The following is a 12458-nucleotide window of genomic DNA, read 5'->3' as shown; positions in this document are numbered from 1 at the left end:
AAATTAACAAAACACTAATATTAAAACACAAAAACCTTAATAAAGACATGGATTCAAGAACAAATATTTTAATTAATGCTGCTCAAGGGCGAATTGAAAATGTAGAAAAACGTGAACCAAATTACGCCCTTAGGTATAGCCAACAAATCAGCTTAGTCCTAGATTTTTTATTACAAAAAAATGACATTTCTATTCTTGAATCGGTCGAATATAGAGGTGTAGATTTTTTAGACTGGGCCATTATTAAAAAAAATGAGCTTTGGACAATAGAGGATATTGTGATTCATCAACTCATCAGACCTGTCTCTGACAATTCTATTTATAAGAGGATTATATGGAATTTTATAAGGTCTAAATTGACAAGTTACAGTGAACTAATTGAAGAAGAGTTCAACAAATATCTCAACTTTTTTAAGAAACAAGGATTTAAAGATACTGATATATGTCAAATTTTATTCTCTAACGGTAATCACTCAGTTTTATTTTATTTTCAAGATAGAATAAAACAACTTTCTTTATACGGAAAATACCTTCTCGAACAATTAAAAACGACAAAAACAGAAGAATCACAACAACTTTTAGAGATTGTCTTTCAAAATGCTTTTGGAGGTTACCGTAATTTAAAATCTCATATTTTAGATTTTTTGTTCACCTATCATCAAGAAGCACTTGAAAATCAATACGTTAAATTTATGTATAGAATGGATAGTGTTTATGACAATTCAATTTCTGCATATCTACCTTGTAAAAAATTAGATATAGAAAATATCTTGTATCTCATTGATAAAAATGCAGTTAATTTTGAGCAAGATGTAGTAGAGGTTATGAAAGATATACACACGGAGCCATATAACCGATTTAGTGTGTATATTAAAATGGACGAATATATACCTAATAAATACAATGATAAAATTGAGCAGTTTATAAATGAATATTATACTCAACAATGCATTGCAGAAGGGCAAGTTTATTCCAGTTATTTAATTGAATCCTATGCAAATGGACAACCTTCCAGTGTGGCTATCGCGAAATGGCTGTTAAAAAAAGACGAAAATACAGCTAAAGAACGGATACGAAATTACCTCGAAGTCAGTGACTTTTTTTACCCAGAATTCCCTCGATTTTTAAGTGAACATTTTGGAAGTGATTCGCTTGAATTTCTTGTTATTGCTTTAACCAAAAATCCAAAATACCTCAAAAAAAACTTCCACGACGTCGTTTTTTCATTAATTGATCAATATAATTTTTCGTCGATTGCCCCTAAAATTTGGGAGTATGCAATTCATAATGCAACCAAAAACACCCGAAACTTAGCGGCGAGTACCCTTGCAAAATTGGGTGACGAATCGTTTGAAACAGCCAAAAACTTTTTACAAGCTAAAACCGCCGATACAAGAATTGTAGCAGCGCTTGTACTGTCAAAATTAAAGACAGAAGATGCTGAGCGAGTTTTAAATGCGGTATTAGAAGTTGAGAAAAATGATGATACTCGTGATGTTATCCTTGAGGCACTAGAAGAAACTCTTTTCGCGAATCCACTTTCTCTAACTCAAGCAAAAACCATTATTCAAAATGCTTCAAAACGGGGCAAACTTTCCAAATTTTCCGAAAAATGGATCGATGAGTCTCAGCTCCCGCCTATTTATTGGAAAAACAATCAGGGGACATTTTCCAAAGAAGAGGTAAGGTTTTTATTCTATCGAATGCCCCGAGGTAAGGGTTTAAATTCTGACATCGAACTTAGACAATTATTACCTTTAATTGACCGAAATCAATCAGGAGGGTTTGCCAAAGCGCTACTCAAAGCGTTTGCTGACTCTGGTTCCAATTCAAAATTCAAGTACTACTTAACAACTGGAGGAATGTTGGGCGGTGATGAAGCCTTGACAACCTTAAAAGGTATTTTCAAATATAACATGGATGAAAAAAGGTATAAAATGGCCGAATACGCCATTGATGCCATGATGCAAGTCGGAACCAACAAGGCTCTTCGGAGTATTGAGGTAATTTCAAGAAAATATGTAAGTAAAAGACCCACAGTTAGTGACCGCGCCATTAAAGCCTTGGACGCTGCTGCTCTTGAATTAAACATAACAACCGACGAACTAGCGGACCGAATCATTCCAAATTTTGAATTTGAAGGGCTCTTTAAATCGTTTGAGGTTGATGGAGATGAATACAGAGCATTTGTCAATTCAGACTTTACACTTTGCTATTTTGATGAAGACAATAAAATGCGAAAATCTCTTCCAAAATCAGCTTCGTCAGACCTCAAAAAGGAATTTAAAGAAATTGAAAAAGAAATTAGAGACGTCATAAAAACCCAAAGTGGCCGTCTTGAAAAATACATGATTGAAGAACGTCAATGGTCTATTGGTCAATGGCAAGCTGCTTTTTTGGAAAGCCCTATCATGTTTGTTTATGCGATGAAGCTACTTTGGGGCATTTTTAACAAAGAGAAAGAATTTAAAGAGGTGTTTTACTGCCAAGAAGACACTTCATTATTGAACCTTGATGACGACGAAATAGAATTTGAAGAGGGTGATTATATTTCTATTTTACACCCTATCTATCTAACTCAAGAACAAATCAAAGCTTGGCAGAGCAAAGTTTACGAGCTCAGTATTCTACCAGTTTTTAGTCAATTAGAAAGAAAAACTTTTACTCCATCTACGGACGAACTCGAACTGAGCTATACGCGTATTTTCCAGAATCAGGATATTCCCAAAGGAGCTGATTATGCAAGCAGTACCATTGAAAAATATGGATGGATTAAAAGTACGGGTGATGGTGGACATCTTGAACTCATTAAAAAACATCAAACCGCTTCAATTCAGGCAAATGCCGAAATAGAAGGTGTCTATGCTTGGTATCAAGGTGGGAATGCCAAAGCCACTGTGAATAATATTTCATTTAGAGGAAAATCGTGGAATGATACGTTATCATTGAAAGATATACCCCCAGTTTTCTTTTCAGAAGTGTTATTTGATATTTACCGATTAATAAATGCCGTTTAGAAATTACCTTTTAACTACTCAAAACGGGAAATTAATAAACTTACGAAATGCCGCTTCATATTTTAGGAATACGTCATCACGGGGTGGGTTCGGCCAAGAATGTCGTTGAGCGATTGGCGCAGATACAGCCTGATATTATTTTGGTGGAAGGCCCGCCCGAACTCGACTCCATCGTTCAGTGGGTGGGAAAAAGTGGTTTAAAACCGCCCGTGGCCGTGCTGGGGTATAATCTCGACGACCTTCAGCAAGCTACGTTTTATCCTTTTGCCGAATTTTCTCCCGAATGGCAAGCTATTTCGTACGCCCATGCCCAACAGCTTCCCGTTCGCATGGCAGACTTGCCTATGGCCATCTCTTTTCAAGAACAAATCAACCTACGAGAGGTCAAAAAAGAGCAACCAGTTGAGGAGCAAGCTGAAGAACAGGAGTTTCTGCTTCCCTTCAAAGACCCCATTTCTTACTTTGCCGACGTGGCAGGTTACGAAAATTCGGAACTTTGGTGGGAACATCACTTTGAGCAAAAATACATCCCTAACAACGCGCAAGAACATTTTGAAGCGGTGTTGTTGATGATGAGCGAACTTCGTGCCGCCCAGGTAAAATCTGCATTAGACCAAGAAAACGTGGCCCGCGAAGCGTACATGCGAGAACTAATTCGTAAAGCACAAAACGAACTCTATACCAACATTGTCGTGGTGTGTGGTGCTTGGCACGCCCCTGCCCTCCTCGATGTCGAAACCACGGCGAAGCAGGACGCCAAACTGTTGAAAGCCTTGCCCAAAACAAAAATTAAAGTGGGCTGTACGTGGATTCCTTGGACCAACGACCGCCTTTCGATGTTTTCGGGCTACGGTGCGGGAATTACCTCGCCAGGCTGGTACGAACACCTTTGGAAATACGGCCAAAACGACGATGGCTCGCGCTGGCTCACCAAAGTAGCTCGGCTGTTTAGGCAGAAAAAAATGGACATTTCTACCGCACACGTCATCGAAGCCTTTCGGTTGGCGGAGACGCTGGCGAGTCTGCGGGCGCTGTCGCGGGTGGGACTTCACGAACTCAACGAAGCCACCCAAACTGTCATGTGCATGGGCGACGGAATCTTACTCGAATTGGTCAAAAAAGAGTTGATTGTTGCCCAACGAATTGGAAAAGTCCCCGACGAACTACCCAAATTACCCCTGCAAGAAAATTTTGAAAAGTTAGCCAAAAGCTACCGATTGCCCATCACGGCTGAAAAGAAAGACTATGAACTTGACCTGCGCAAAGAAACTGACTTAAATCGGAGTAAGCTCATCTACCGACTTGCCATTTTGGACATCAAATGGGGCACGCAGTTGGCCGCTCGCACCAAAGGAACATTCAAGGAGGCTTGGACGCTTCGTTGGCAGCCCGAAATGTTTATCCACCTAATCGAAAAAGGAATATGGGGAAATACGGTGGAAGACGCCTGTACCAAGTTTTTGGTGGACAAAAGTCAAAAGACCAACGATATCAAAGACCTTGCCGACCTGATTCAGCAGGCCATTCCCGCCGAATTGTTTGGAGCCATAGAGCAACTATTGCGTAAAATCAGCGAGGTTGCCACGGTTTCATCCGACATTATTGAACTGATGACGGCGCTTCCTCCTTTGGTCGAAGTGAGTCGCTACGGGAACGTTCGGAAAACGGATTTGTCGGCTATCAATCAATTGGTAGAAGGTCTTCTCACCCGAATTTGTATCGGATTGCCCAATGCTTGCTACGGCCTCGACGACGAAAATTCAAGAAAGGTTTTTGATTACATCAAAAGCGTCAATGAAGCCACACGTCTCATTGAAAATGAAACACTTACCCAACAATGGCGGAGTACATTACACCTTTTACTCGACAAAGAGGGTGTCAATTCGCTCATTTTGGGTTGTACCTGCCGACTCTTGTTTGATGCCAGCGAATTGAACGAAGCACAAACTGCCCAACGGTTTGAACTGGCCTTGTCCAAGGGAAATGACCCTATTTACTCCGCAGGATGGGTTGAAGGTTTTCTCAAAGGAAGTGGCATGATTCTGCTGTACGATAACGTGCTTTGGAACCTGCTCTACCGTTGGGTTTTTGAACTTTCAGAAGACTATTTTATTGAATTACTTCCAATCCTCCGCCGAACCTTTTCCAAATTTGAACACTCGGAGCGCAAACAACTGGGTGAAAAAGCCAAAAAAGGAGCTAATGTAGAACAAACAATAGTTCTTGAACCCACCGATACAGCCGATTTCGATCACCAACGCGCCGAGGAAGTTTTGCCCATGTTGCAGTTATTATTGGGATTAAATTAAAACAAACAGCTATGAATCAAGACGTTCAGCTTCAAAACTACATCAACTCTGTCAAAGAAGGCTATTCCTATAGCTATAACCAAGCGACCTTTGACCAGGTTTTTGCCTACCTAAACGGCGAAACCGACCGAAAACCCCACTTAGGCAGTACCAGTTATTGGTATTTTTCTGAGTTACTTACCCTTCTTCCTTCCAAACTAACCGATTGGAACGAGTTACATGACCGCGTGATGGATATTGCGACCCATCCAACCATCTGGGAGGCTCCAAAATCTATTAAAGACTACCATTATGGTTGTTACTATTATTTTGTACGCTGGATGGTTCGTCAACTTGAAGGCGATAATCAATTATATTTAGTAAAACAACTCGAAACCCACGCCCAAAAATACCAAATCACCTTGCCTTTCTTCATCAATGGACTCGTGTTTGGGTACGCTAAGCTATTAGATACTTCGGCCAAGCCCACTGGTTTAGGTCAATTTATTTTAGAAAATTTAACGGAGAAAAAACAAGTTTACTTTCAAGCTTTTCAACCTGACTTTCTGCCGTTTCTAACATTACTTTTAGCGACCCAACCCGACTTTGTCCACGGGCACGTTAGTACATTTCTACAATTCGAGAACCAAATTCCTGTTTTTGAAAAATTACTTGCATTCAATGCTGAACTCTACGAACCTTTCATCGAAAAACGGGTAGAAACGGTCAAAAAGTCGGAAAATTTAATCGCCATTAATAACCTACTGCTGGCTCATTTTCCCGAAAAATACCAACCTCGCACAACTGAATTGATGTTCAACGTATTGTCTAAAGAGCATCATATCATGCAATCGGCAGGCCTCCATTACAATCCAAGCAGCACCTACCATCAATCACTTGGACGACATGTCACTTTTCTTGAAACGAGCATTGACTACCTTCTCAAAAACAACATTGAGGGTGCCGAAGCGATTATTCACAACGTTCTCAAAAAATGTTATCGGATACCCATTGAAGTCACCAAGGTAATTGCCTTGCATTTAGGCCAAAACGGCCTAGACCTCATCATGGAAGGGTTAAGAATGAATATTCAAAACCTAAATTGGGAAAACACGCATTCTTTTAAAGAATATTTTAAGCTTCTAGGCACCCTCGATTTTAGCAAATACGAAGAGGAAGTATGGGCACTTAGCGCGCATAAAACCAAGAAAATACGCGAATTGGCCGCAGTAACCCTCAGCAAACTAGGTAACAGCTCCATTTCCAAAGCGACGGTTTTACTTCAACACAAAAAAGCCGATGTTCGACAAGTGGGGGCTTTGATTTTATCACTTATTAAAACCGATGAAGCTATCGCCATTCTCAATAATGCGCTCGAAACCGAAAAAAATGACGATGCCCGCGACCTAATGCTCGAAGGCTTAAAAGGGTTATTATCGGCCCCTCCCACTAAAAAGCAGATTCAGGAAAAAATCCAAAAAGCCAAGGAGAGAGGTAAAATCGACAGCCCCTTGGAAACGTGGCTTGATGATGCCCAACTTCCTGCCCTAAGCTACCTCGATGGCACGTTGCTGGAGCAAGACGCGAAGCGGTTTTTGCTTTATCGCATGAGTCGAGCCAAAGAAATTCGTATCGACCTCGAAGCCAAGGCACTTTTGGACTTCCTTGATAAAACCCAAGCCCAGCCTTTTGCCAAAGCAATTCTTCATAACTATTTCTCCCTTGGGGGTGCCGACTCCAAACAAAAGTTTTGCCTAACCATCGGCAGTATCTTAGGCGGCGATCATGAAATAGACCTCCTCAAACGAAAAGTAAACGAATGGGCCGAAGCAGGTCGGGGAAAAATGGCCGAATATGCCGTCAAAGCCCTTGCCCTCAACGGTAGTACCAAAGCCCTCCGAGGCGTGGAGTTTTTCTCCCGAAAGTACAAAAACAAGAACAAAAACATCGGAGCGGCGGCCAACGAATCCTTTGGTCTGGTGGCCGAAGAACTTGGCGTATCGCCTTATGACCTTGCCGATGCCATCATCCCTGATTTTGGCTTTGACGGACTTTTCAAAACGTTTGACGTACAGGGAGATACTTTTCGGGCTTTCATCGGCAACGATTTCAAACTTGCTTTTTTAAACGAAGACAACAAAGTTTTCAAATCACTCCCCAAAGGCACCACTAAAGAAGTGCAAGACGAATTCAAAGAAATTGGGAAAGAGATTCGGGACATTGTCAAATCCCAATCGAGCCGTCTTGAACAGTATTTGGTTATTCAACGAAAATGGGCTTCTGAAAAATGGCAGGCGTTTTTTATGACCAACCCCGTCATGTTTGTCTATGCGATTCGGTTGATTTGGGGAGCGTACGACGAAAACCAGCAATTGCTTTTTACCTTCAAAGTCGATGAAGACCAAACCCTTATCAACGAAGAAGGCGACGAAATTGACCTAGCCGAAGACCTTTTTATTGGCATGGTTCATCCCCTTCAGTTGCGCCCAGACCAACTAGCGTACTGGACGGAAGCCCTCTATGACGCTGACTTATCACCGATTTTCCCTCAACTTCAACGAGCTATCATCCCATTTGACGAAAAAGATATGGGGATTACCCTCTCGCTACAATTTCAGGGCATCCAAATGGGAGGCTACGCTTTTGTAGCAAGACTCGAAAAATCGGGTTGGTTTAGAGGATCCGTTGTGGACGGCGGCGGCATTTCAAGTTATTACAAAGACTTTTCAGAACTTGGAATTACGGCCATTCTGATGCAGGAAGGAAGTATTGGGGTCGGTTATTTAGACGACAATGCCGAAATTGGTGGACTTATGTTTGTGAGCAAAAAAAGCGTACAGTTTGGTAGCTACGTTTACGATGAGCCTTCCAACAAAAACGATACACGACTTATCTCGTTTGAAAAAGTTCCCCCTATCGTTTATTCAGAAGTAATGTCTGATATGCAATTTTTTAAAGAAAATGACGCACGCCAATCCAACGAAAAAGCCAATGTCAAACACTGATTCTCAAAACTTACGCCGTTGGCGGCTTATTTTAGGCGGTGACGAGGCCGACGGAACCGACTGTCAACTCAGCGGGATGGATGCACAAATTGATGCTTCCCTTTCGGCACTCTATGAATTTGAACGAAAGCAACGGTTTGAATACATTGAAAAGGATAATTCAAAAGTAGGGCGTGGACAATCGCAACCCGATATTGCTCGTTGGCTGGGCGACATCCGCAATTATTTCCCGCAGTCGGTGGTCCAAGTAATGCAAGGAGATGCCCTCAAGCAGCCCGTTCTACAACAAAAACTGATGCTCGAACCCGAAATTTTAGAACAAGCTACTCCAAACGTGGCGCTCGTGGCGAGTTTAATGGAATTGGGCAAACTTATTCCCTCAAAAACCAAAGATACCGCCCGTCGGGTAGTTCAGAAAGTCGTAGAGGAGCTTATTCAAAAGTTGGAACAAAAAACGGTTCAGGCCATCACGGGGGCGTTGAATCGCAGCAGCCGTAACAAAAGGCCACGTTATAACGAAATCGACTGGAACACGACCATTCGTAAAAATTTAAAACATTATCTACCCGAGTACCGAACGATTATCCCCGAAACCCGCATTGGGTATGGGCGCAAAAGCAAACGCTCACTCAAAGACGTGGTTCTTTGCCTCGACCAAAGTGGTTCGATGGGAACTTCTGTTGTTTATACAGGGATTTTTGGCGCGGTAATGGCTTCTTTGCCCCAGATAAAAACCCAATTAGTAGCCTACGACACGCAAGTGGTTGATTTAACCGAGGATTTGAAAGATCCCATAGACTTACTTTTTGGAGTCCAATTGGGAGGCGGTAATGACACAAATAAAGCATTAACCTATTGCAAAAAAATAATTACCAAACCCGACGAAACCATCCTCGTTTTGATAAGTGATTTGTACGAAGGGGGTGGAGAGCCCGAAAAGCAAATGCGAATGCGGATGACAGAATTGGTGGCCGATGGCGTTCAGTTAATCGTTTTGCTTGCTTTAGACGACAATGGAACACCTTCCTATGAAAAAGGAAACGCCAAATTTTTAGCTTCGCTGGGTGTTCCCGTATTTGCCTGTACCCCCGACCTTTTTCCAGACATGATGGCCGCCGCCATCAGTAAACAAGACATGGCTCAGTGGGCGGGCGACCACGAAATTGTACTTAAAGGCCATAAAACCTAGGGGCACGCGGAGACAATAAAGTAAAAGCAGGCTGGGGTTCACTTTTAGAATCAACCTTTTATTTACAAACCCTTACCCTCTCTAAAAACATGATTTTCAGGGCTTTTATACTGTTTCTTTTCATCGTCAGTTTTGGTAGTTGGGCACAACAACCCGTCACCACCATGCTGCCTTCGGGTTTTAAGAAGACCACCCTCACCCGCGAATTTATTTCGGAGGGGGCGACCGTCGCCGACTTAAACCGCGACGGTAAAATGGACATTGTGGCGGGGTATTATTGGTTTGAAGCTCCCACTTGGAAAGTCCACCAAATGCACCCCGCCGACGCGAAACAAACTGAGTCGCCCGCCGTGGGCTTCGGGATGTTTTCCAATGTGTTTAACCCCCGAAAAGAATACAGCAATTCGTTTCTGAATTTAGGAATGGACGTTAATCTGGACGGCTGGGATGATGTGGTCATCATTGACTTTCCAGGAAAACCCGCTTTTTGGTTTGAAAACCCTAAGAACAAGGCTGTAAAAGCTTGGACGAAACACATCATCGCCGATTCGATGGGTGTATCCAACGAATCGCCCGCGTTTGTGGACATCGATAAAGACGGACGGCTTGATATTTTGTGCGGCGACCCCGCCAAAAAACAAATTGTTTGGCTTAAAGCCCCCACCAAAAAAGGCGAAACCAAATGGCAACGATTTCCTCTAACGGGCGAAAAAGTAGCTGGAACCGAAAATTTTTCGCACGGAATTGGCTACGGCGACCTCAACAAAGACGGCTTGAACGACATTGTGGTACGGGAAGGATGGTTTGAAGGAACCAAAGACCTTGGTTCGAGCAACTGGAAATTTCACCCTGCCAACCTCGGCGACCCTTGCTCGCACATGCAGATTTTGGACGTGGATGGCGACGGTAAAAATGACGTGGTAAGCGCCTCCGCCCACGCATTGGGGGTATGGTGGCACCAACAAATCACGGATGCCCAAGGCAACCTCAACTTTAAAACCCACCTCATCAGTACTACCACCGCCCAAACGCACTCTTCCATCATGGCCGACATAAACGGCGACGGCAAAAAAGAATACATCACGGGCAAACGCTTTTTGGCCCACCACGGCCGCGACCCAGGCGACGCCGACGCTTCTATTTTATTTTGGCTAGCGTTTACCCCAGGGAAAGCCCCCTACTGGAAAGAACACCTGATTGACAACGATTCGGGGTCGGGACTGAACGTTACGGTAAAGGACATGAACAATGACAAAACCTTAGACATCGTCATTGCCAATAAAAACGGAGTGTATTTGTTTGAGAATTACCTTACGAAAGGCAAAAAATAAAATTTTACAGCTTCGGAGAAGCAGAACCTTTGTTGAATCACAAAACAAAAAAGCGAGCCTAGGCTCGCTTTTTTTATGGAAAATGTTTGTCTTGGCTGCTAAAAGCTAGAAAAATAGCCCTTTGCTAATCATTGGGTACAAGTAGTGAAATACGATGTAACCAAAAATCAAGAGAGTTAAGCCAGCTAGCCAAATCGTTTGGTCCAACACCAACGGGGTTCGTTTCTCTTCCATGATGCGGTAGCTTTTTACTGGTTTCATAATGTGGCAAAGTTTAAGAGTTTTCAGGCTACAAAATAGCGGACTTTTCTTGAAATGATTTAGCGTAAAAATACCTGTTTTATCAAAAAACTTATTTTACGGTCTTCCCTCAAAATATGCCTCGGTAGAATAGTCTTTTCAATACTTTGAAAGTAGTACATTCAAAGTATTGAATCATTATGAATCCTACTACCTCCTACTCACCTACCTTGGTCAAAAGTGGCTTGTTGACTGCTTTATTTTTAGGGCTTTGCCTCACTTTCAACCGTCAACTCTCAGCCACAGAACTTGCCCTAGACAGTCCCTTTTTTGTTGTACTTTTCTTTCTACTTTTTACCGTTGGGCATCCTGCGGTGGTGGCACGCTGGCAACCTCGGCTTACCGCTTCGGGACAACGGGCGCTGCTTTTTCCTGCTTTGCTGATTGGTATTTTGTATGCTTATCTCATCGTCCACGGTCACAGTCCTTTTCAAGGTTCGGCGGGGTTGTTTATCTTTTTTTTGGTATTCCCAACGCTTGGCTTTATTGCCTTACAACGCGTTGATGCCCCCGTAGCTTGGTCGGATGTCATTTTTTTGCTGCTGATTGTGATTCCCGCCACCAGTATTTCGTTTGGCGTCGGGACGTCGTTGCCCTTCAAAGGATCAGGTTTTAGCAACGCCATGCGGTTGGTGATTATGATTTCGGCCGTATATGGCTTTTCGTACGTTCGTCGCTTGCCCAACGTCGGCTTTTACCTCACTTTTCGGTGGAACTACCTCTTCATTGCCCTCGGTGCTTGGTTATCGTTTTTGCTATTGGTGGCCGTGCTTGGCTATTTTGGCAAATTCTTAAACCTAACGGGGCACGATATTCTTTCTTCCACTTTCATGTACGAATACCTCAAGGATTTTGTGCGAATCTTTTGCGGAACGGCGCTTTTTGAAGAATTATTTTTACGGGGAATTTTGCAAAACTTAATCACCCGCAAAGTCACCGACAGCCCCCGCTGGAATGCCTATTTGAAATGGGGTTTTATCTTCTTTTTTGTGCTATCGTTTGTCACAGGCTATTTGGTCGAGCCCAAACTTACTTGGTTTCCCATGCTCACCACCGCCTTGCTGTTTGGCGCGGCGTATTTGATAGAAAGACAGAAGTTTGAAAAATTAGGCACCTATACTGCCCTTGCTATCACCAGTGTGTTTTTCGGACTTGTGCATTTTCACGCGGGTTCTATGCTTTTTGTGGGGCTTGCCAGTGTGGCGGGTTGGGCGTATGGCTATACCTACCTCAAAACCCAAAACGTATTTTACGCAGCCCTTGTCCATACGCTTGTCAATTCGTCGGAGTTTTTGTTTCACATTTAGAAGATGGTTTTTGTCAAAAAA

7 protein-coding genes are annotated in these 12458 nt (G+C 42.8%); 6 read left to right on the top strand and 1 reads right to left on the bottom strand.

Going from position 1 to position 12458, the window contains the following annotated elements; genetic code table 11:
- Nucleotides 1-47: 47 nt before the first annotated feature.
- The 5 genes from FHS57_RS09270 to FHS57_RS09250 all read left to right on the top strand — a co-directional run bounded on the left by FHS57_RS09270 (nt 48) and on the right by FHS57_RS09250 (nt 10830).
- Nucleotides 48-3017, top strand: a complete 2970-nt coding sequence (locus tag FHS57_RS09270) for a DUF4132 domain-containing protein (protein ID WP_183972796.1) — start codon at nt 48-50, stop codon at nt 3015-3017.
- 47 nt (nt 3018-3064) lie between these two features.
- Nucleotides 3065-5326: a DUF5682 family protein gene (locus FHS57_RS09265; protein ID WP_183972794.1), complete on the top strand. Its 2262-nt coding sequence runs from the start codon at nt 3065-3067 to the stop codon at nt 5324-5326.
- Between the two features lie 11 nt (nt 5327-5337).
- Nucleotides 5338-8310 (top strand): DUF4132 domain-containing protein, encoded by a 2973-nt coding sequence (locus FHS57_RS09260; protein ID WP_183972792.1) that lies wholly within the window; start codon nt 5338-5340, stop codon nt 8308-8310.
- On the top strand, nt 8297-9499 hold the full coding sequence (locus FHS57_RS09255) for a VWA domain-containing protein (RefSeq protein ID WP_183972789.1): 1203 nt from the start codon (nt 8297-8299) through the stop codon (nt 9497-9499). The genes FHS57_RS09260 and FHS57_RS09255 overlap by 14 nt, the downstream gene beginning before the upstream one ends.
- Before the next feature lie 89 nt (nt 9500-9588).
- Nucleotides 9589-10830: an FG-GAP repeat domain-containing protein gene (locus FHS57_RS09250; RefSeq protein ID WP_183972787.1), complete on the top strand. Its 1242-nt coding sequence runs from the start codon at nt 9589-9591 to the stop codon at nt 10828-10830.
- 105 nt (nt 10831-10935) lie between these two features.
- Here the strand turns inward: FHS57_RS09250 and FHS57_RS09245 are convergent, their stop codons facing one another.
- The gene (locus tag FHS57_RS09245; protein ID WP_183972785.1) at nt 10936-11091 is read right to left on the bottom strand and encodes a hypothetical protein; all 156 of its coding nucleotides are present in this window, start codon (nt 11089-11091) and stop codon (nt 10936-10938) included.
- A 179-nt stretch (nt 11092-11270) separates the two neighbouring features.
- Here FHS57_RS09245 and FHS57_RS09240 point away from each other — a divergent pair, with 179 nt between their 5' ends.
- Nucleotides 11271-12437: a CPBP family intramembrane glutamic endopeptidase gene (locus FHS57_RS09240; RefSeq protein ID WP_183972783.1), complete on the top strand. Its 1167-nt coding sequence runs from the start codon at nt 11271-11273 to the stop codon at nt 12435-12437.
- The last annotated feature ends 21 nt before the right edge of the window (nt 12438-12458 follow it).

It is taken from the genome of Runella defluvii (assembly GCF_014195535.1).
In the GTDB taxonomy this organism is placed as follows: Bacteria; Bacteroidota; Bacteroidia; order Cytophagales; family Spirosomataceae; genus Runella; species Runella defluvii.
Note: the sequence above shows the minus strand (reverse complement) of the source record. Positions and strands in the feature narration are given on the sequence as shown.

Coding starts and splice junctions, on each gene's coding strand:
- FHS57_RS09250 (WP_183972787.1), top strand. CDS start 9,589: ATGATTTTCAGGGCTTTTATACTGTTTCTTTTCATCGTCAGTTTTGGT.
- FHS57_RS09265 (WP_183972794.1), top strand. CDS start 3,065: ATGCCGCTTCATATTTTAGGAATACGTCATCACGGGGTGGGTTCGGCC.
- FHS57_RS09240 (WP_183972783.1), top strand. CDS start 11,271: ATGAATCCTACTACCTCCTACTCACCTACCTTGGTCAAAAGTGGCTTG.
- FHS57_RS09245 (WP_183972785.1), bottom strand. CDS start 11,091: ATGAAACCAGTAAAAAGCTACCGCATCATGGAAGAGAAACGAACCCCG.
- FHS57_RS09255 (WP_183972789.1), top strand. CDS start 8,297: ATGTCAAACACTGATTCTCAAAACTTACGCCGTTGGCGGCTTATTTTA.
- FHS57_RS09270 (WP_183972796.1), top strand. CDS start 48: ATGGATTCAAGAACAAATATTTTAATTAATGCTGCTCAAGGGCGAATT.
- FHS57_RS09260 (WP_183972792.1), top strand. CDS start 5,338: ATGAATCAAGACGTTCAGCTTCAAAACTACATCAACTCTGTCAAAGAA.